General features: G+C 63.2%; 15 protein-coding genes, 2 tRNA genes and 1 pseudogene. 13 read left to right on the top strand and 5 right to left on the bottom strand.

Annotated elements, in window-relative coordinates:
- Positions 1-22 precede the first annotated feature (22 nt).
- Positions 23-1,087: a tRNA epoxyqueuosine(34) reductase QueG gene (gene queG, locus AB5975_07440; protein ID XDR21673.1), complete on the bottom strand. Its 1,065-nt coding sequence runs from the start codon at positions 1,085-1,087 to the stop codon at positions 23-25.
- 65 nt (positions 1,088-1,152) lie between these two features.
- Between queG and AB5975_07435 the strand changes: the two genes are divergently transcribed.
- From AB5975_07435 to AB5975_07375, 13 genes and pseudogenes are all read left to right on the top strand, one after another.
- A complete protein-coding gene (locus AB5975_07435; protein ID XDR21672.1) occupies positions 1,153-2,013 on the top strand; it encodes an NAD(P)H-hydrate dehydratase in 861 nt (286 codons plus the stop codon).
- Positions 2,001-2,474 carry a tRNA (adenosine(37)-N6)-threonylcarbamoyltransferase complex ATPase subunit type 1 TsaE gene (gene tsaE, locus AB5975_07430; GenBank protein XDR21671.1) on the top strand — a complete coding sequence of 158 codons (474 nt, stop codon included), beginning with the start codon at positions 2,001-2,003 and terminating at the stop codon, positions 2,472-2,474. Before AB5975_07435 ends, tsaE begins: the two co-directional genes overlap by 13 nt.
- A gap of 11 nt (positions 2,475-2,485) precedes the next feature.
- Positions 2,486-3,916, top strand: a complete 1,431-nt coding sequence (locus AB5975_07425) for an N-acetylmuramoyl-L-alanine amidase (protein XDR21670.1) — start codon at positions 2,486-2,488, stop codon at positions 3,914-3,916.
- Complete coding sequence (mutL, locus tag AB5975_07420; GenBank protein ID XDR21669.1) at positions 3,916-5,814, top strand: DNA mismatch repair endonuclease MutL; 1,899 nt, start codon at positions 3,916-3,918, stop codon at positions 5,812-5,814. Before AB5975_07425 ends, mutL begins: the two co-directional genes overlap by 1 nt.
- A gap of 1 nt (position 5,815) precedes the next feature.
- Entirely contained in the window at positions 5,816-6,787 is a 972-nt protein-coding gene (gene miaA, locus AB5975_07415; GenBank protein XDR21668.1) for a tRNA (adenosine(37)-N6)-dimethylallyltransferase MiaA, read from the top strand.
- A 94-nt stretch (positions 6,788-6,881) separates the two neighbouring features.
- Positions 6,882-7,142: an RNA chaperone Hfq gene (gene hfq / locus AB5975_07410; GenBank protein XDR21667.1), complete on the top strand. Its 261-nt coding sequence runs from the start codon at positions 6,882-6,884 to the stop codon at positions 7,140-7,142.
- 12 nt (positions 7,143-7,154) lie between these two features.
- Entirely contained in the window at positions 7,155-8,456 is a 1,302-nt protein-coding gene (hflX, locus tag AB5975_07405) for a ribosome rescue GTPase HflX (protein XDR21666.1), read from the top strand.
- 96 nt (positions 8,457-8,552) lie between these two features.
- Positions 8,553-9,733 (top strand): annotated as a pseudogene (hflK, locus tag AB5975_07400) (FtsH protease activity modulator HflK).
- The gene (gene hflC / locus AB5975_07395) at positions 9,733-10,602 is read left to right on the top strand and encodes a protease modulator HflC (GenBank protein ID XDR21665.1); all 870 of its coding nucleotides are present in this window, start codon (positions 9,733-9,735) and stop codon (positions 10,600-10,602) included. The pseudogene hflK and the gene hflC overlap by 1 nt, the downstream one beginning before the upstream one ends.
- Positions 10,603-10,902: 300 nt before the next feature.
- Positions 10,903-12,090, top strand: a complete 1,188-nt coding sequence (locus AB5975_07390) for an ATP phosphoribosyltransferase regulatory subunit (protein XDR21664.1) — start codon at positions 10,903-10,905, stop codon at positions 12,088-12,090.
- 56 nt (positions 12,091-12,146) lie between these two features.
- The gene (locus AB5975_07385) at positions 12,147-13,439 is read left to right on the top strand and encodes an adenylosuccinate synthase (protein ID XDR21663.1); all 1,293 of its coding nucleotides are present in this window, start codon (positions 12,147-12,149) and stop codon (positions 13,437-13,439) included.
- Between the two features lie 186 nt (positions 13,440-13,625).
- Complete coding sequence (locus AB5975_07380; protein ID XDR21662.1) at positions 13,626-15,560, top strand: methyl-accepting chemotaxis protein; 1,935 nt, start codon at positions 13,626-13,628, stop codon at positions 15,558-15,560.
- Positions 15,561-15,649: 89 nt separating this feature from the next.
- Positions 15,650-16,120 (top strand): DUF2867 domain-containing protein, encoded by a 471-nt coding sequence (locus AB5975_07375; protein ID XDR21661.1) that lies wholly within the window; start codon positions 15,650-15,652, stop codon positions 16,118-16,120.
- Positions 16,121-16,170: 50 nt separating this feature from the next.
- Here the strand turns inward: AB5975_07375 and AB5975_07370 are convergent, their stop codons facing one another.
- The 4 genes from AB5975_07370 to AB5975_07355 all read right to left on the bottom strand — a co-directional run bounded on the left by AB5975_07370 (position 16,171) and on the right by AB5975_07355 (position 19,210).
- Positions 16,171-17,736, bottom strand: a complete 1,566-nt coding sequence (locus AB5975_07370) for an ABC transporter permease (protein ID XDR21660.1) — start codon at positions 17,734-17,736, stop codon at positions 16,171-16,173.
- Entirely contained in the window at positions 17,736-18,749 is a 1,014-nt protein-coding gene (locus tag AB5975_07365; GenBank protein XDR21659.1) for an extracellular solute-binding protein, read from the bottom strand. The genes AB5975_07370 and AB5975_07365 overlap by 1 nt, the downstream gene beginning before the upstream one ends.
- A 199-nt stretch (positions 18,750-18,948) precedes the next feature.
- A tRNA-Leu gene (locus AB5975_07360) sits at positions 18,949-19,035 on the bottom strand.
- Between the two features lie 88 nt (positions 19,036-19,123).
- Positions 19,124-19,210, bottom strand: a tRNA-Leu gene (locus AB5975_07355).
- Positions 19,211-19,235: the final 25 nt, after the last annotated feature.

Raw genomic sequence — 19,235 nt, 5'->3', positions numbered from 1 at the left:
CTGGGCCGCGCCGCGGCCCCAGCTATTGAATGTCGTGTCGGGCCAGCGCCCATGCAACGTGCTCGCGCACCAGCTCAGATGCATCCTCGCGCCGCGCCTTCAGTGCCTCTATCACTGGAATCGTGGACGGCGCATTGCCCAACCCCACCGCCAGGTTGCGCAAGAACCGCTCATACCCCGCCCGTCGCAACGGCCCGCCTTCGGTCTTGCGCAGGAAGGTGCGTTCATCCCACAGGAACATTTCCGCCAACTCGGCATTCTCCAGCCCGTGCCGTGGCTGGAAGTCCTGCTCCTGGCTGTGCTTGGCGAAGCGGTTCCAGGGGCAGACGATCTGGCAGTCGTCGCAACCGAACACCCGGTTGCCCATCTTCGCGCGCAGCTCGACAGGGATCGCGCCCCTCAGCTCGATGGTCAGGTACGAGATGCAGCGCCGTGCATCCAGCACATAGGGCCCGACAAACGCCTGGGTCGGGCAGATGTCCAGGCAGGCCTGGCACCGCCCGCAGTGCTCGCTGGTGGTGGCTTCGTCCACCGGCAACGGCAGGTCGACAAACAGTTCGGCAAGGAAGAAATAGCTACCGGCCTTGCGGTTGAGCAACAGCGTGTTCTTGCCGATCCAGCCCAGCCCGGCCTGTTCGGCCAAGGCCTTTTCCAGCACCGGGGCGCTGTCGACGAAGGCGCGGTACCCGAACGGGCCGATGGCTTCCTGAATACGATCGGCAAGGAACTGCACGCGCTTGCGCACCAGTTTGTGGTAGTCCCGGCCCAGCGCATAGCGCGAAATGTAGGCCTTTTCCGGTTGTGCCAGGCGCTGCGCCATTTGTGTGTCGCCAGGCAGGTAGTCCATGCGCAGCGAGACCACGCGTACCGTGCCGGGGATCAGCTGGTCGGGGTGTGACCTTTTGCTGCCGTGGGCGCCCAGGTATTCCATTTCGCCCTGGTAGCCGGCGTCGAGCCAGCGCTGCAGGTGGTGTTCGTGTTCGCCAAGGTCAACCCCGGCGATGCCAACATGGGCAAAACCGAGTTCCTGGCCCCAAATCTTGATCGATTGGGCCAGTTGGGCGAGGTCAGGTGTAGAGGCGGACATGGATGGGCAAGGCAATACGGGCTCGGGTGCGTATAATTCTGCCAGACATTGGAGCCTTTGACCCCATGCCGCAGACCAAACACCCCAGCAATGCCCCTCAATTGCTCAGCAGCGTGACCGTGGCGCACCTGCCGGCACGCCACGCGCTTGCCCATAAAGGTGACTTTGGCCATGTGCTGGTGGTCGGTGGCGACCTCGGCACGGGTGGCGCCGTATTGCTCAGTGCCGAAGCCGCCCTGCGTTGCGGGGCCGGGCTGGTCAGCGTGGCAACCCGGCCGGAGCATGTAGCGGCCAGCCTGGCGCGCCTGCCCGAAGTCATGTGCCTTGGCGCCAGTTCGGCCAACCAGCTGATGGGCGTGCTGGAGCGCGCCTCGGTGCTGGTGGTCGGTCCGGGCCTCGGGCAGGCGGCGTGGGGCCGCAGCCTGTTGTCGGCGGTGGCCAACGCCGAGCGGCCGCAGGTGTGGGATGCCGATGCCCTGAATTTGCTGGCGCGCACCCCGCTGGCCTTGCCCAGTGGCAGTATCCTCACCCCTCACCCGGGGGAGGCGGCGCGGCTGCTGGGCATTTCCACCGAGGCCGTGCAGGCCGACCGCCCAGGGGCTGCGCGCAAGTTGGCGCGCCGTTACAACAGCGTCTGCGTACTCAAAGGTGCCGGCACCCTGGTGGCCGCACCGGCCGGGCAACTGGCGCTATGCGAGCGCGGCCACCCGGCGATGGCTGGCGCCGGGCTGGGCGACGTGCTGACCGGCGTGCTGGCGGCACTGTTGGCCCAAGGCCTGGACGCCTGGAGCGCGGGTTGCTTGGGAACATGGCTGCACGCCTGTGCGGGCGAGCGTCTGGGGGTAAAAGGTAGAGGCCTGGCGGCCAGTGATCTGGCGCCGGTCATTCGTGAGTTGTTGGAGGAGCATTCTGCGTGTCTGGCTTAAATCTGTTTCTGGCCGATGAAGCGGCCACGGTCGACTTCGGTGCAAAAATGGCCGAGGTGACCGGTGGTCGCGGCGTGATCTTTCTTGAAGGCGACCTGGGGGCGGGCAAGACTACGCTTTCCCGGGGGCTGATCCGTGGCCTGGGCCATACTGGTGCAGTGAAAAGCCCGACCTTTACCGTGGTCGAACCCTACGAAATCGGCGAGGTCCGAGCCTTTCACTTCGACCTGTATCGCCTGGTCGACCCGGAGGAGCTTGAGTTCATGGGTATTCGTGATTATTTCGAGGGCGACCCGCTGTGCCTGTTCGAGTGGCCACAAAAGGGTGCGGGCGTTTTGCCAAAGCCTGACCTGACCATTACCATAAGCCCCCAAGCGGGCGGACGCTCGCTGATCCTTTCGCCGCAGGGGGCTCGCGGCGAGGCCTGGTGCGTGGCACTGGCCGAACACTATAAACAGTAAGTGGGGTAGGTATGCGCATACGCGCACTGGTCGCCATCGTTGGGCTGCTGCTGACAACGGTGACCGTTGACGCTCTGGCCGTCACACAAGTCAAGAGCATGCGCCTGTGGCGCGCGCCAGACAACACGCGGCTGGTCTTCGACCTGTCTGGCCCCGTGCAGCACAGCGTCTTCACCTTGAGCGCACCGGATCGTCTGGTTATCGACATCAATGGTGCGACCCTGGCCGCGCCATTGAACGTGGCCACCTCCAACACGCCGATCAGCAGCGTGCGTTCGGCACAACGTACCCCGACCGACCTGCGCGTGGTGGTCGACCTGAAAAAGTCGGTTACCCCAAAAAGCTTCACCTTGGCGCCCAATGCCCAGTACGGCAATCGCCTGGTGGTCGACCTGTACGACCAGGAAGCCGACGCCATTGCAGCCAGCGCGCCACCTCCTGCCCCGACCCCGGTACAAACACCTGCGACCACGCCTGCGGTGCCGGTAAGCCCGGCCCAGCCTGCCATCAAGCTGCCACCGGTGCCGAGCGGCAAGCGTGAAATCGTTGTGGCCATCGATGCCGGTCACGGTGGCGAAGACCCCGGTGCATCCGGTTCGCGTGGCCAGCATGAAAAAGACATCGTGCTGCAGATCGCCAAGGAACTGCAGCGCCAGATCAACAGCGAACGCGGCTTCCGGGCGGAGCTGACCCGCACTGGCGACTACTTCATTCCACTGCGTAAACGCACGGAAATCGCCCGCAAGAAGGGCGCCGACCTGTTCATTTCGATCCACGCCGACGCCGCGCCGTCGCGTGCGGCCTTTGGCGCCTCGGTATTTGCCCTGTCCGACCGCGGCGCCACTTCCGAGACTGCGCGCTGGCTGGCCGACACGGAAAACCGCTCCGACCTGATCGGTGGTGCGGGTAACGTCAGCCTCGACGACAAGGACCGTATGCTCGCGGGGGTGCTGCTCGACCTCTCCATGACCGCCACGCTCAGCTCCAGCCTCAATGTGGGGCAGAAAGTGCTGGGCAACATGGGGCGTGTCACCTCGCTGCACAAACAGCGCGTGGAACAGGCCGGCTTCATGGTGCTGAAGTCGCCGGATATTCCGTCGATCCTGGTTGAAACCGGGTTCATTTCGAACAACAACGAAGCCGCCAAGCTGGCCACTGCGAGCCACCAGCAAGCCCTGGCCCGCTCGATCCACACCGGTGTACGCCAGTACTTCCAGCAGAACCCGCCGCCAGGCACTTATATCGCCTGGCTGCGCGACACCGGCAAGATTGCGGCTGGGCCGCGTGAGCACACCGTCCGGCCTGGCGAAACCCTGGCGATGCTGGCTGTGCGCTACCAGGTCAGCGTGGCCAGCCTGCGCAGCACCAACAGCCTCAAGACCGATGAGCTGAAGGTCGGCCAACGCCTTGATGTACCCGCCACGACCCTGGCGGCGCAATAATGAGCGGCGGTTCGCGCATTCAGCTGCTTAGCCCGCGGCTGGCCAACCAGATTGCCGCCGGCGAGGTTGTCGAGCGGCCGGCTTCTGTCGCCAAGGAATTGCTGGAAAACAGCCTGGACTCCGGTGCCCGGCGCATCGATGTGGAAGTGGAGCAGGGCGGCGTCAAGCTGCTGAAGGTACGGGACGATGGCAGCGGTATTTCTGCCGATGACCTGCCGCTGGCCCTGGCGCGTCACGCCACCAGCAAGATTCGTGAGCTGGAGGACCTGGAACGCGTCATGAGCCTGGGCTTCCGTGGCGAGGCGCTGGCCTCGATCAGCTCGGTGGCGCGTTTGACCATGACCTCCCGTACTGCCAGTGCCAGCGAGGCCTGGCAGGTGGAAACCGAAGGCCGCGACATGACCCCACGGGTGCAGCCAGCGGCGCACCCGGTCGGGACCTCTGTGGAAGTGCGCGACCTGTTCTTCAATACCCCGGCCCGGCGCAAGTTCCTCAAGGCCGAAAAAACCGAATTCGACCACCTGCAGGAAGTGATCCGCCGGCTGGCGCTGGCGCGTTTCGATGTCGGCTTCCACCTGCGCCACAACGGCAAGAGCATCCTCAGCCTGCACGAGGCTCACGACGAAACCGCCCGTGCACGGCGGGTGGGTGCCATCTGCGGCCCTGGCTTCATGGAGCAGGCGCTGCCGATCGACGTCGAGCGCAACGGCCTGCGCCTGTGGGGCTGGGTTGGCCTGCCGACGTTCTCGCGCAGCCAGGCCGACTTGCAGTACTTCTTCGTCAATGGCCGTGCGGTGCGCGACAAGCTGGTCGCCCACGCCGTGCGCCAGGCCTACCGCGATGTGTTGTTCAATGGTCGTCACCCCACGTTCGTGCTGTTCCTGGAGCTGGAGCCCAACGGCGTCGATGTGAACGTGCACCCGACCAAGCATGAAGTGCGCTTCCGCGAAGGGCGCTCGGTGCACGATTTCCTGTATGGCACTTTGCACCGAGCCCTGGCTGATGTTCGCCCGGAAGACCAACTGGCCGCGCCTGCCGCCGTGCCCGAGCTGGCTCGCCCCACTGGCCAGCAGGCTGGTGAGTTCGGCCCCCAGGGTGAAATGCGCCTGGCCTCGCCGGTGCTCGAACAGCCGCGAGCCCCGCAACAGTCATTTTCCAATGGCGGCAGTGGCGCCGGTTACCAGTACCAGTACACCCCGCGTCCTTCGCAGCCGCTGCCGGCCGCCGAGGCGCAGGCGGTGTATCGCGAGTTCTACAAGCCGTTGGACAACGGTGCCGCAGCTGCGACGGCCTTGCCCGAAAGCCAAGGTGACATTCCCCCGCTTGGCTACGCGCTGGCGCAGCTCAAGGGTATCTACATCCTGGCCGAGAATGCCGTCGGCCTGGTGCTGGTGGACATGCACGCCGCCCATGAGCGGATCATGTACGAGCGGCTCAAGGTGGCCATGGCCAGCGAGGGCCTCAGTGGCCAGCCGCTGCTGGTGCCGGAAACCCTGGCCCTGAGCCAGCGTGAGGCCGACTGTGCCGAAGAGCATGCTCAGTGGTTCCAGCGCCTGGGCTTCGAATTGCAACGCCTGGGCCCCGAGACCTTGGCGGTTCGCCAGATCCCGGCCTTGCTCAAGCAGGCCGAGGCCAACCGCCTGGTGCAGGACGTGCTGGCCGACTTGATGGAATACGGCACCAGCGACCGTATTCAGGCGCACCTCAACGAACTGCTCGGTACCATGGCCTGCCATGGCGCCGTGCGCGCCAACCGGCGCCTGGCAATTCCCGAGATGAACGCCCTGCTGCGCGACATGGAAAACACCGAGCGCAGCGGCCAGTGCAACCATGGCCGTCCCACCTGGACCCAGATGGGCCTGGACGACCTGGACAAACTCTTCCTGCGCGGTCGATGAAATGAGCAGCAAGCCCCCTGCAATATTCCTGATGGGTCCGACGGCGGCCGGCAAGACCGACCTGGCCATCGAGCTGACCAAAGTGCTGCCCTGTGAACTGATCAGCGTCGATTCGGCACTGGTCTACCGGGGCATGGACATCGGCTCGGCCAAACCCTCGAAAGAAATCCTCGCCGCCCACCCGCACCGGCTGATCGACATTCGTGACCCGGCCGAGAGCTATTCGGCCGCACAGTTCCGTGCCGATGCCTTGGAGGCCATGGCCGAGATCACTGCGCGCGGCAAGATCCCGTTGCTGGTCGGCGGCACCATGCTCTATTACAAGGCGTTGATCGATGGCCTGGCCGACATGCCGGCGGCCGATGCCGCAGTGCGCGCCGAGCTGGAAGCCCAGGCCGAAGCCTTGGGGCTGGCCGAGTTGCACCGTCAACTGGCCGAGGTCGACCCGGTGTCGGCGGCGCGCATCCACCCCAACGACCCGCAGCGGCTGATCCGGGCGCTGGAGGTATACCGGGTGAGCGGCGAGAGCATGACGGCCCATCGTCAACGTCAATTCGCGGAAAGTCGCGGCGCAGACGCAGGCGCTGGCGGACATTTGCCCTATACTGTCGCCAGTTTGGCGATTGCTCCTACAGATCGTCACATTTTGCATCAGCGAATTGCGTTACGATTTTCGCAGATGCTGGAACAGGGCTTCGTTGAGGAGGTCCGATCGCTGCGAGCCAGAAGTGACTTGCACGCCGGGCTGCCGTCTATACGGGCAGTGGGTTATCGGCAAGTCTGGGATTACCTGGACGGCAAGCTGACTGAGAATGAGATGCGTGAACGCGGTATCATTGCTACTCGGCAGCTGGCCAAACGGCAGTTCACCTGGTTGCGTGGCTGGCCTGAAGTGCACTGGCTTGACAGCCTGGCCTGCGACAATCTGTCCCGCACCTTGAAATACCTTGGGGCCATCTCCATATTGAGCTGAGTCCCTGCTGATTGCCGTCTATTCTTGCGAAGGGGCGGCCTAATTTATCGATTTTATTGATTTTCTATTATTTATCCTTACAGGAGTGCGGCATATGTCAAAAGGGCATTCGCTACAAGACCCTTACTTGAACACCTTGAGAAAAGAAAAGGTCCCGGTATCCATCTACCTGGTCAACGGTATCAAGCTGCAGGGTTCGATCGAATCGTTCGACCAGTTCGTGGTTCTGCTGAAGAACACCGTCAGCCAGATGGTCTACAAGCACGCCATTTCGACCGTGGTTCCGGCCCGTCCGGTCCGCCTGCCAAGCCCGACCGATGGCGAGCACGGCGACAGCGAGCCAGGCAACGCCTGATAGGAGCCTGCATTGTTCTTTGAGCGCCACGGTGGTGGTGAGCGAGCGTTGCTCGTTCACTTGGAAGGTCAGAACCCTGAGGCGCGCGAAGACCCGCAGGAGTTTCAGGAGTTGGCATTGTCGGCCGGTGCCGACATCGTCTCGCTGGTCACGGTGACAAGGCATCAGCCTTCCGCCAAATACCTGATTGGCAGTGGCAAGGTCGAGGAATTGCACGACCTGGTCCATGCCGAGCAGGTAGACCTGGTGATTTTCAATCACACCCTCACGCCCAGTCAGGAGCGCAACCTTGAACGTGTGTTCGAGTGTCGTGTGCTCGACCGTACCGGGCTGATCCTCGATATCTTCGCCCAACGGGCGCGTACCCATGAAGGCAAGCTGCAGGTCGAACTGGCCCAGCTGGAGCACATGAGCACGCGGCTGGTGCGCGGCTGGACTCACCTTGAGCGACAGAAAGGTGGTATCGGCCTGCGCGGCCCGGGTGAAACGCAGCTCGAAACCGACCGCCGACTGTTGCGGGTGCGCATACGCCAGATCAAGTCACGCCTGGAGAAAGTGCGCAGCCAGCGCGAGCAGGCGCGGCGTGGGCGCAAGCGTGCGGATATTCCGTCCGTGTCGCTGGTGGGTTACACCAACGCCGGCAAGTCCACACTGTTCAACGCCCTGACCGAGTCCGAGGTGTACGCTGCGGACCAGCTGTTCGCCACCCTCGACCCGACCCTGCGCCGGCTCGAGCTCAATGACCTGGGGCCAATCGTGCTGGCCGACACCGTGGGCTTCATTCGCCACCTGCCGCACAAGCTGGTCGAGGCATTTCGGGCTACGCTCGAAGAGTCGAGCAACTCCGACCTGTTGCTGCATGTGATCGACGCCCATGAGCCAGAGCGCATGGAGCAGATCGAGCAGGTGCTGGCCGTGTTGGGTGAGATTGGCGCTGAAGGCTTGCCGATCCTCGAGGTGTATAACAAACTCGACCTGCTCGAAGATGTCGAGCCACAGATCCAGCGCAATGCCGATGGCAAGCCGGAACGGGTCTGGGTATCGGCACGCGATGGGCGTGGCCTGGAGCTGGTTGGCCAGGCGGTTGCCGAGTTGCTGGGGGATGATCTGTTTGTCGGTACCCTGTGCCTGGAGCAGCGTTTTGCCCGCTTGCGCGCGCAATTCTTTGCCCTGGGTGCCGTGCAGAGTGAAGAGCATGATGAAGAAGGGCGCAGCCTGCTGAGCGTGCGACTGCCCATGGTCGAACTGAATCGCCTGGTCAGCCGCGAAGGCATGGAGCCGCAAGTGTTTGTCGAGCAACACACTTTGCAATAAATGCTCGTCGAGGTCGCCGGGCAGCAGTGACAGGCATTCTGTAGCATTGGACGGCGCGCCGTGGGCGCGTCTTTGCTTTATCAGATGGAGAGCGCTATGGCTTGGAACGAGCCGGGTGGCAACTCGAACAATCAGGATCCCTGGGGCGGCCGCCGTGGTGGCGGTGGCGGTGGTGGTGACAAAAAGGTCCGCCGGATCTGGACGAGGCCTTCCGCAAACTGCAGGACAGCCTCAACGGCATGTTCGGCGGTAGCAAAAAACGTGGCGGCGGTGACCGCAATGTCGGCAAGGGCGGTGGCCTGGGCCTGCTGGGCATTGGCCTGGCGGTACTGGCGGCCATCTGGCTGTACAGCGCCGTGTACGTGGTCGACGAGCAGGAGCAGGCCGTGGTGCTGCGCTTCGGCAAGTACTACGAGACGGTCGGTCCCGGCCTGAACATCTACTTCCCGCCGATCGATCGCAAGTACATGGAAAACGTCACGCGCGAGCGTGCCTATACCAAGCAGGGCCAGATGCTGACCGAAGACGAGAACATCGTCGAGGTGCCGCTGACCGTCCAGTACAAGATCAGCAACCTTCAGGACTTCGTGCTCAACGTCGACCAGCCTGAGGTGAGCCTGCAGCACGCGACCGACAGTGCCTTGCGCCACGTGGTGGGTTCCACCTCGATGGACCAGGTGCTGACCGAAGGCCGTGAACAGATGGCCGTGGATATCCGCGAACGTCTGCAGCGCTTCCTCGACAACTACCGTACCGGTATCACCGTTACCCAGGTCAACGTACAGAGCGCGGCAGCCCCGCGTGAAGTGCAGGAAGCCTTCGATGACGTGATCCGTGCCCGCGAAGACGAGCAGCGTGCCCGCAACCAGGCCGAATCCTACGCCAATGGCGTGGTGCCGGAAGCCCGTGGTCAGGCCCAGCGCATCATCGAGGACGCCAACGGTTACCGCGACGAAGTCATCGCCCGCGCCAAGGGTGAGGCCGACCGTTTCACCAAGCTGGTTGCCGAGTACCACAAGGCACCTGACGTGACCCGTCAGCGTCTGTACCTGGAGACCATGCAAGAGGTCTACAGCAATTCGAGCAAGGTCATGGTGGCGACCAAGGACGGGCAGAACAACCTGCTCTACCTGCCACTGGACAAGATGGTCGAAGGCAGCCGCAACCCGTCCACGCCAAGCAGCACTGTGTCGCCATCGGTCAACGATGCGGCCGCCCGTGCGGCGCAGGACATGCAACAGCAACAGCAGCCGCTGCGTACTAGGGAGAGCCGCTGATGAGCAATAGATCGCTGATCGCCCTGATCGCCGCCGTGGTCCTGGCCATCGTGGCCTGGAACAGCTTCTACATCGTGTCCCAGACCGAACGTGCGGTACTGCTGCGCTTTGGTAAGGTGGTCCAGGCGGACGTTCAGCCTGGCCTGCACGTGAAGATTCCGTACGTGAACCAGGTGCGCAAGTTCGACGCCCGCCTCATGACCCTCGACGCCCCGACCCAGCGGTTCCTGACCCTGGAGAAGAAAGCCGTGATGGTCGACGCCTACGCCAAGTGGCGCGTCAAGGATGCCGAGCGCTTCTACACTGCCACGTCCGGTATGAAGCAGATCGCCGACGAGCGTCTGTCGCGTCGTCTGGAAAGCGGCCTGCGTGACCAGTTCGGTAAACGTACCTTGCACGAGGTGGTTTCCGGTGAACGTGACGCACTGATGGCTGACATCACTGCATCGCTGAACCGCATGGCCAACAAGGAGCTGGGTATCGAGGTGGTCGACGTGCGCGTCAAGGCCATCGACCTGCCGAAGGAAGTCAACCGCAGCGTGTTCGATCGCATGAGCACCGAGCGTGAGCGTGAAGCCCGCGAGCACCGTGCCAAAGGTAACGAGCTGGCTGAAGGTATCCGTGCCGATGCCGACCGTCAGCGCCGTGTGCTGCTGGCCGAGGCCTATCGCGAAGCAGAAGAAACCCGCGGTGATGGTGACGCCCAGGCGGCCGCCATCTATGCCAAGGCCTACAGCCAGGACGCTGATTTCTATGCGTTCCACCGTAGCCTGCAGGCATACCGCGAAAGCTTCTCGAGCAAGAGCGACGTGCTGGTCCTGGACCCGAAGAACGAGTTCTTCCGTTACCTGGACAAGAGCAAGCCGTGATGCTCAGGCCCTGATTTTAATGCAGCGGCGCCCGCCTGGCAGCTAAAACACCAGGCGGGGTGCATCCTGAATGAAAAGGGGTGTATGATGAGGCAGCCGGGAAATTTCCCGGCTTTTTTGCGTCTGCAAGGTTGATTGGCACCGCGCCAGTTGACGGTTTGGTCAGGTCGCAAGGCAATTCGAGGGTGTCGGGTACGGTGGCTGCGCTGGGATCAGTGCTGCCCGCTGCTGTGCGCGATACCGGCTTTACTGACGGCTCGCCTGCTGGCAAGCCGCCCGGACCAGAGGGGAAATGGCGTAATGGCAACGGTAGACCGCTGGCTGCTGCCAGATGGCATCGAGGAAGTACTGCCACCTGAGGCTGCGCGCATCGAGATCGCGCGTCGCCAGGTGTTGGACCTGTTCCAGAGTTGGGGCTACGAACTGGTCGTCACCCCGCATATCGAGTACCTGGAGTCGCTGCTCACCGGCGCCGGCCAGGACCTGGATCAGCGCACCTTCAAGGTAGTGGACCCGCAGTCCGGCCGCCTGATGGGCTTCCGCGCCGACTTCACTCCGCAGGTGGCGCGTATCGACGCCCATACCCTGCGCCGTGAAGGCCCGAGCCGCCTGTGCTATGCCGGCAGCGTGCTGCACGCTCAGCCGCGTGCACTGTCCACCTCGCGCAGCCCGATCCAGTTGGGCGCTGAACTGTATGGCGATGCCAGCCCGACCAGCGACGTCGAAGTCATCAGCCTGATGCTTGCCACGCTGCAACTGACCGATGTGCCGGACGTGCACATGGACCTGGGCCACGTCGGTATCTACCGCGGCCTGGCCCGTGCTGCCGGCCTGTCCGGCGCGGTCGAGCAGCAGCTGTTCGACGCCCTGCAGCGCAAGGCCGTCGATGAAGTGCAGGCGCTGACCGCTGACCTGCCGAAGGATCTGGGCAACATGCTGCGCGCACTGGTCGAGCTGTGCGGTGGCCGTGAAGTGCTGGCCGACGCCCGCGTGCGCCTGGGCCGTGCCCCGGCCAGCGTGCTGGCGGCGCTGGACGACCTGCTGGCGATCGCTGATCGCCTGGCGTCGCGCTACCCCGACCTGCCGCTGTACTTCGACCTCGGCGAACTGCGCGGTTACAACTATCACACTGGCGTGGTGTTCGCCGTGTTCGTGCCGGGCGAGGGTCAATCGATCGCCCAGGGCGGGCGCTACGACGACATCGGCGCCGACTTTGGCCGGGCACGCCCGGCCACCGGTTTCTCCACGGATTTGAAGACCCTGGTCACACTGGGGCGAGCGGAGGTCGTATTGCCTACGGGCGGCATCTGGATGCCGGACAGTGGCGACGCGGCCCTCTGGCAGCAAGTCTGCCAGTTGCGCAACGAGGGCCAGCGTGTGGTCCAGGCTTTGCCTGGCCAGCCGTTGAGTGCTGCTCTCGAGGCGGATTGTGATCGGCAATTGATTCAGCAAGACGGGCGCTGGCAGGTTCTGCCGCTGGCCCAGTGAGTTTCTGCGTCGGCAACAGGCCGGCAACCAAGTTTGCGTGAATGAGGACCAATGTAATGGGTAAGAATGTCGTCGTCCTGGGCACCCAGTGGGGTGATGAGGGCAAAGGCAAGATCGTCGATCTGCTGACCGAACATGCTGCCGCCGTAGTGCGCTACCAAGGTGGCCACAACGCGGGCCACACCCTGGTGATCAACGGTGAGAAGACCGTTCTGCACCTGATTCCGTCCGGCATCCTGCGTGAAGGCGTACAGTGCCTGATCGGCAACGGCGTGGTCGTTGCCCCGGACGCACTGATGCGTGAAATCACCAAGCTGGAAGAGAAGGGCGTACCGGTGCGCGAGCGCCTGCGCATCTCCCCGGCTGCGCCGCTGATCCTGTCGTACCACGTGGCCCTGGACCAGGCCCGTGAAAAAGCCCGTGGCGAAGCCAAGATCGGCACCACCGGCCGTGGCATCGGCCCAGCCTACGAAGACAAGGTCGCGCGCCGCGGCCTGCGCGTGGGTGACCTGTTCCACCGCGAGCGTTTCGCTGCCAAGCTGGGTGAACTGCTGGACTACCACAACTTCCAGCTGGTGAACTACTACAAAGAGCCGGCCATCGACTTCCAGCAAACCCTGGATGAGTGCATGGCCTACGCCGAACAGCTCAAGCCGATGATGCTCGATGTCACCGCCGAGCTGCACAACCTGCGTCGCGCCGGCAAGGACATCATGTTCGAAGGCGCCCAGGGCTCGCTGCTGGACATCGACCACGGTACCTACCCGTATGTCACCAGCTCCAACACCACTGCTGGCGGTATCTCCACCGGTTCCGGCGTTGGTCCTATGTACCTGGACTACATCCTGGGTATCACCAAGGCCTACACCACTCGCGTAGGTTCCGGTCCGTTCCCGACCGAGCTGTTCGACGAGACCGGCGCTACCCTGGCCAAGCGTGGCCACGAGTTCGGTTCCACCACTGGCCGTGCCCGTCGTTGCGGCTGGTTCGATGCCGTGATCCTGCGTCGCGCCATCGACGTCAACAGCATCTCGGGCATCTGCCTGACCAAGCTGGACGTACTGGACGGCCTGGAAACCATCAACATCTGCGTGGGCTACAAGAACGAGAACGGTGCGGTCATCGACGCGCCTTCCGACGCCGACAGCTACATTGGCCTGGAGCCGGTGTACGAAGAGATGCCAGGCTGGAGCGAGTCGACCCTGGGCGTGAAAACCCTGGAAGAGCTGCCGCAAGCTGCGCGTGACTACATCAAGCGCATCGAAGCGCTGGTCGGCGCACCGATCGACATCATTTCGACCGGCCCGGACCGCAACGAGACCATCGTGCTGCGTCACCCGTTCGCCTGATCTGCCCTCCAGGCTGATCTGACGCCGTGGCCCTGAAAGGGGCTGCGGCGTTTTCATTTGTGGGGCAGGTAACCGCCTTGCTGAACCTTGGCGTTTATCCCTGCTGCCTCCGGCACAACCCTTGCTGTAAGAAGTTTCTGTAGATGCCATCAAAATAGTGGCGCCAGAAAACACGAGGGTTACACCGTGTCTGCCATCCTCTCACTGTTACGAAGCCGCCTCTTGCGGCCTGTGTTTGTTGCCCTTGGTATCGCTCTTTTGGTGCAGGTGCTGGTGGCCGTTGCGCTTACCCGAAGCACAGTCACTGCTCTGGAGGCCGACCTTGGCGAGCGCCTGGGCAATGACAGCCGCCAGCTCGCCAGCGACCTGGAGCAAGCTGGGCAAGATGTGCGCACGGGGCTCGACGGCCTGTCCAGCAGCACCCGTCAGCGCCTGAGTGCAGGGTTGTCGGAACGCCTGCAAAGCGAACAGCAGCAACTGCGCAACACCCTGGAAAAGAACCTCAAGGACTCCGCCAACGACATGGCCGAGCTACTGGCTTCGGTTGCGCCTAGGGCGATCTGGGACAACGATGTGCCGGTACTCTCCGACTTCGCCCGGCGCGCCCAGCGCAACCCTAACGTGCTGTTCGTGGTGTACGACGACGCCCAGGGCCAGCACCTGACCCGCTACCTCAACCGGCAAAACCCGATCAATCAGGCGCTGATGGAAAAGGGCCAGGGCGAACGTGCGCTGGACAAGGTGATCGACGCCGCCCGGCGCGACCAGGCGGTGTACTTTGTCGAAGCCTCGATCAACCCCAATGGCGCAGAAATCGGCAAGGTGGTGATGGGGGTTTCCACGGCCGGTATCGATCAGGAGCTCAAAGCCCTGGATCAACGCTTTGCGGCACTGATCGCCAGTGGTGAACAGCTGGTTGGTGACAGCCTGGTCGGCGCTGCTGCCGACAGTGGCAAGACCCTGCGCGAACGCCTGGAGAAAGCCCAAGGCAGCGCGGCCGCAATGCAGGCCAATACCGCGCAGACCGTGCGCGAAGCCGCCGCCGAGCTGCGCTGGCGCATCGGTCTGGGCCTGGTGCTGGTTGGCCTGGGCGTACTGTTGGTGGTGGCTTTAGTGCTGGGTCGTCGAGTGTTGAGCAAGCTGCGTTTGTTAATTGGCGCCTTGGACGATCTGGCGGCCGGTGAAGGTGACCTGACCAAGCGTGTGCCGCTCGACAGCCGCGATGAAATTGGCGACATGGCCTCGGCGGTGAACCGCTTTGTCGACAAGCTGCAACCGATCGTGCGCGAGGCGGGTGAAGTGGCGCAGCGCACCGGCGTGGAAATTGGTGCAATGGCCCAGCGCAATGCGGGTGCCGATGCCGCTGCTGCGCTGCAGCGCGATGAAGTGGCGGCTAGCCTGCGTGACCTGTCGAGCATGGCCGATGAGGCTCAGGCCGAAAGCCATGCGATGCAGGCGGCCTTGCAGCAGGTGGTGGATATCCGCCAGGCCACTGACGAGAACAGTCGCACCTCGACCCAGCTCGCCGGCTTGATCGAGAACCTGGCCGGGCAAGTGAATACCGGCTCCCAGGTGATCGAGCGGCTGGCCAAGCAGAGTGAGCAGATCGAAGTGGTGCTGACAGTGATCCATGGCATCGCCGAGCAGACCAATCTGTTGGCCTTGAATGCTGCCATCGAGGCGGCCCGAGCTGGTGAAACCGGGCGCGGTTTTGCCGTGGTAGCCGACGAAGTGCGGGCGCTGGCGAGCAAGACGCAAAGCTCCACCGGGGATATCCAGGCGCATATTGCCGCGTTGCAGAAGGGCGCCAAGGAAGCAGTGGCGACTATCAGCCAGGCCGGGCTCAAGGCCAGCGAAGGGTTGCTGGTGCTGCGTGACAACGAACGCCGGCAACAGTCGGTGCAGGCGGCGGTCGAGCAGGTGCATGCGGCCATTGGCCTTGCTACCCGCGCTGCTGAGCAGCAGGCGAATGGCGCGCAGGCGGTGCGTGGCCGGGTGGAAACCATCCATGCCCAGGCTGAGCGCTCGGCTGAGGTGGTGATGCAGACCACGGCCAGCAGCAAGGTGCTGGATGACTTGGCGGCGCAATTGCGGGCAAGCCTGGGACAATTCAGGGCATAAGGTGAGCGTTGTGGGAGCGGCACACAGGGCCGTTACTCCGTGGGCGGCATTGCTATGATGGCGGCGACACGTGACAAAAGGAGTTGTTCATGTCCGCCCAACTGGTCGCCGCTCCGGCGGAGCTGGATTTTCTTCATAGCGATGGCATAAACGTCACTGCGCCAATGACTGCCATCAAGGCCTATTACGCCATGACCTCGGACGTGCCGGGCTGGTTGGCTGCAGCCTTCCGCCTGCGCGACTTCATCTCGCGCCGGTTCAACGTCGCTGCTATCCACGGCTTCTCGTCACTTAACCCCGAGCGGGCTCCGGTAGTGGGTGGGCTTCTGGATTTCTTCACCGTTGAGGCGATCAGCGACCAGCAACTGGTCCTGACTTCACGTGACACGCACTTGGCGGTCATGGTGAGCATGGACCTGGATGAAGCAGAGCAAGGCCGGCAGCGCCTTAGCGTCACCACCTCGGTGCAGTGCTTCAATCGTTTCGGTCGCTACTACATGCTGCCTGTCGGCATGGCTCACGGGCCAATCGTGCGGCGCATGCTGCGCAATATCGCGTGATGGCTGGGGTGCCCTCATCGCTGCCTTGCAGGTGATGAGGGCTACACGACTCATGCCTTGTTCAGGTACATCCGCGTGGTCAGCAGATAAACCGGCAGCCCCGACACCACAATCAGCAATGCCGCATAAGGCGCCGCTGCGGCGAATTCGACGTTGGCGGTGTGTGCCCATACCTCGGTCGCCAGGGTGGTCATCCCGGTCGGGCTCAGTAGCAGGGTAGCGGTCAGCTCTTTCATGGCATCCAGGAACACCAGCGCAAACGCTGCCGCCATGGCTGGGAAGATGATTGGCAAGGTCACCCGGCAGAACGCCGCGAAGCTGTTGGCACCCAGCGTGCGCGCGGCTTCCTCCAGCGTCGGCGAGGCCTTGTTCAGCGCGGTGCGCACTGGCGACTGGGCCAATGGCAAGAAGAGCAGCGCATAAGCCAGCAGCAGCAATGCCGTGGTCTGGTACAGCGCCGGCACGTAGTGCAGGGCGAAGAACACCAAGGTCAGGGCAATCACTAGGCCGGGGAGGGCGTGCAACAGGTACGGCAGGCGCTCGGCCCAGATCGCCAGGCGACCTTTGTAACGTACCACCAGGAAGCTGATCGGCAGGGCCAGCAACACACAGAAACCTGCACCGCCAAGTGACACCGACAGCGAAGTGAACAGCGCCTTGGAAATGGCTGCCACCGGGAACGCTGCCGATGAACCGACGCTAAGCCAGTAGCCGAGCATGGCCAGCGGAATACCGCTGCCCAGCACTGCCAGGCCAATGCAGAACAGCTGCGCCAGCACCGCCCAGCCCCGCAGCCGCACGGGTTGCGCGCGCCGCGCTACGCCTTGGCCGATGCGCACATGGCGGGCTTTGCCGCGTACGCGCAGTTCCAACCAAAGCATCACCAGGCACATCGCCAGCAGCACAGCAGACAGCATGGCCGCGTTGGCATTGCTGAACTCCAGTTCGAACTGCTGGTAGATGGCCGTGGTGAACGTCTGCAGGCCTAGGATCGACAGCGCGCCAAACTCCACCAGCATATGCAGGGCAATCAGTAGCGCACCACCGAGCATCGACGGCCACAGCAGCGGCAGGGTGACCTTGCTGAACACGCCCCAGCGGCTGCAGCCCAGGGTGCGCGCCGATTCCTCAAGCGAGGTGTCGAGGTTGCGCAGGGTCGCGGCAACAGGCAGGAACACCAGCGGGTACTTGGACAGGGCCATGACCATGATCGCCCCGCCAAGGCCTTCGAAGTTCGAGCTCAGCGACACCCAGGTGAAGCTGCTGACGAACGATGGCACGGCGAACGGCAGGCACAACACCACGCCCCACAGCCGACGGCCGGCCAGGTTGCTGCGCTCCAGCAACCAGGCCAGCGCCAGGCCGACCACCATGCAGGTCAGTGTCACCCCGACCATCAGCATCAGGGTGTTGCGCATCAGCCCCCAGACAAAGGGCCGCCACAGCAGGTGCAAGGCTTCGCGCCAGCCTGCTTCCCAGGCTTTGATGGCGACGTAAGCCAGTGGCAGCAAGCTCATCGCCACCAGGAACAGCACAGGCAGCACCACCCAGATGGACGGGCGCTTGCGGCGCGGAACGAAGCGTACCGGCGCCGGTTCGGACAGGGCGGCAGTCATCAGAGCAGACCGACCTCGCGCTCGAGCTCGATGGCTTCTTCGGCATTACCCAGGTCGGCTGGCGAGATGTTCGGCGGGCGCAGCTCGTTGAACGGCTTCAGGCCACGGTCCGAAACCATGCCCTTGTGCAGCGGGTACTCGGCGGTAGTCTGGGTAATCACGCGTTGGCCCTCTTCGCTGGCCATCCAGTTGAGCAGAGCCTGGGCTTCTTTCGGGTGCTTGCTGGCCTTGACCACGGCCGCGCCAGAGATGGTGACCAGGTTGCCGGCATCGCCGTCGGCCAGGTAGTAGAGCTTGGTGTCCAGCTTGCCGCGCTCGCGTTCAAGCGCGTACCAGTAGTAATTGTTCACCAGGACCGCCGCCACTTCGCCTTTTTCCACGGCTTTGAGGGCGACCATGTTGTTGGTGTAGGTCTTGCCGAAAGCTTTCAGGCCGGTCAGCCATTCTTCGGTGGCTTCGCGGCCATGCATCTTCAGAATGGCCACGGCCTGCTCCTGGAACGCACCACTGGTGGGCACGTAGCCGACGCGGCCTTCCCACTCAGGGTTGGCGAAGTCCATCACCGTGGTTGGCAGGTCTTTTTCGTCGACCTTCTTCGGGTTGTACACCACGATGCGCGTACGGGCCGTGATACCCATCCAGGTACCGTTGGCGCCAACGTACTCCTTGGGCATCATGTTCGCGGTGGCGTCGTCGATCTTGGCCAGCAGGCCCAGTTCGCCCAGGTTGTTCAGGGGTGGGGACTCTTCGGTGTAGATGATGTCGGCCGGCGAACGGTCGCCTTCCTCGATGATCTGGCTGGCCAGCTGGTTGCTGCTGCCCTTGCGGATGTCGATATGAATACCGGTCTTGGCCTCGTAGGCCTTGGCGATGGCTTCGCCGATTTCCTTGTGCTGACCGTTGTACATGGTCAGGCTGACCGGTGCGTCTGCCATGGCGGCCGGAGCGCCGATGACCAGGCTCAGCACGGCGGCGGCCAAGGTGCGCATCAGCGGTTGCGGGCGGATCGTCATGCGGGTACTTCCTCGCTTACGGCTACATATTTGGAAACAATGGTAAACGAAATCGTTTCTCAAGTGGCCGGGTGACGAGAAATTCATGGTCAGACGATGGTGTAACCGTCGAAATGGGTTTGCACCAATGGCCGAAAGGGGAGGGATGCACAAAACGCAGGCAAGAAAAAACCCACTAGCAAGCTAGTGGGTTTTTGTATGGTGCCCAGGAGAAGACTCGAACTTCCACGACCTTGCGGTCACTGATACCTGAAACCAGCGCGTCTACCAATTCCGCCACCTGGGCAAAGCTTTACATCATCTGCAGAAGGCGACTATCGTTCGCTTTCACACAGTAGTAACAGATCCTTGGTCATCTGTTACTTGAAAATATTTGGTGCCCAGGAGAAGACTCGAACTTCCACGACCTTGCGGTCACTGATACCTGAAACCAGCGCGTCTACCAATTCCGCCACCTGGGCACACATTCGAGATTACAAGATGCTT

Origin of the sequence: Pseudomonas putida (assembly GCA_041071465.1) — a bacterium.
GTDB lineage: Bacteria > Pseudomonadota > Gammaproteobacteria > Pseudomonadales > Pseudomonadaceae > Aquipseudomonas > Aquipseudomonas putida_P.
This window is presented reverse-complemented; position numbering and strand designations above follow the sequence as displayed.

Bases quoted from the DNA above. Each gene is read 5' to 3' on its own strand.
- queG (XDR21673.1), bottom strand. From the start codon at position 1,087: ATGTCCGCCTCTACACCTGACCTCGCCCAACTGGCCCAATCGATCAAG.
- AB5975_07385 (XDR21663.1), top strand. From the start codon at position 12,147: ATGGGTAAGAATGTCGTCGTCCTGGGCACCCAGTGGGGTGATGAGGGC.
- AB5975_07375 (XDR21661.1), top strand. From the start codon at position 15,650: ATGTCCGCCCAACTGGTCGCCGCTCCGGCGGAGCTGGATTTTCTTCAT.
- AB5975_07390 (XDR21664.1), top strand. From the start codon at position 10,903: ATGGCAACGGTAGACCGCTGGCTGCTGCCAGATGGCATCGAGGAAGTA.
- hflC (XDR21665.1), top strand. From the start codon at position 9,733: ATGAGCAATAGATCGCTGATCGCCCTGATCGCCGCCGTGGTCCTGGCC.
- AB5975_07425 (XDR21670.1), top strand. From the start codon at position 2,486: ATGCGCATACGCGCACTGGTCGCCATCGTTGGGCTGCTGCTGACAACG.
- AB5975_07365 (XDR21659.1), bottom strand. From the start codon at position 18,749: ATGACGATCCGCCCGCAACCGCTGATGCGCACCTTGGCCGCCGCCGTG.
- hfq (XDR21667.1), top strand. From the start codon at position 6,882: ATGTCAAAAGGGCATTCGCTACAAGACCCTTACTTGAACACCTTGAGA.
- AB5975_07435 (XDR21672.1), top strand. From the start codon at position 1,153: ATGCCGCAGACCAAACACCCCAGCAATGCCCCTCAATTGCTCAGCAGC.
- AB5975_07370 (XDR21660.1), bottom strand. From the start codon at position 17,736: ATGACTGCCGCCCTGTCCGAACCGGCGCCGGTACGCTTCGTTCCGCGC.
- miaA (XDR21668.1), top strand. From the start codon at position 5,816: ATGAGCAGCAAGCCCCCTGCAATATTCCTGATGGGTCCGACGGCGGCC.
- mutL (XDR21669.1), top strand. From the start codon at position 3,916: ATGAGCGGCGGTTCGCGCATTCAGCTGCTTAGCCCGCGGCTGGCCAAC.